Here is a 223-nt window from a genome sequence, read left to right as displayed (position 1 = left end):
GCGTTGGCGGCGGCGTAGTCGCCCTGGCCGGCGTTGCCGAACGCGCCGGTGATGGAGGAGAAGCAGACGAAGGCCCGCAGCGGCAGGTCGCGGCTCAGTTCGTCCAGGTTGACCAGGCCCCGCACCTTCGGTGCCAGCACCCGGGCGAGCTCCTCGGGGTCCTTGCGGATCAGGTAGTTGTCGGCGACCAGGCCCGCGCTGTGCACGATCCCGGTCAACGGCC

Annotated in this window: 1 protein-coding gene; it reads right to left on the bottom strand. The window is 71.3% G+C overall.

Annotated features, from left to right (window positions below):
• The coding region (locus tag UK12_RS36085) for a ketoreductase domain-containing protein (RefSeq protein WP_045307461.1) at positions 1-223 on the bottom strand (223 nt) is incomplete at both ends.

This window comes from Saccharothrix sp. ST-888, from assembly GCF_000955975.1.
GTDB lineage: Bacteria > Actinomycetota > Actinomycetes > Streptomycetales > Streptomycetaceae > Kitasatospora.
The sequence above is the reverse complement of the archived record's forward strand: the minus strand, read 5'-3'. Positions and strand labels throughout refer to the sequence as shown.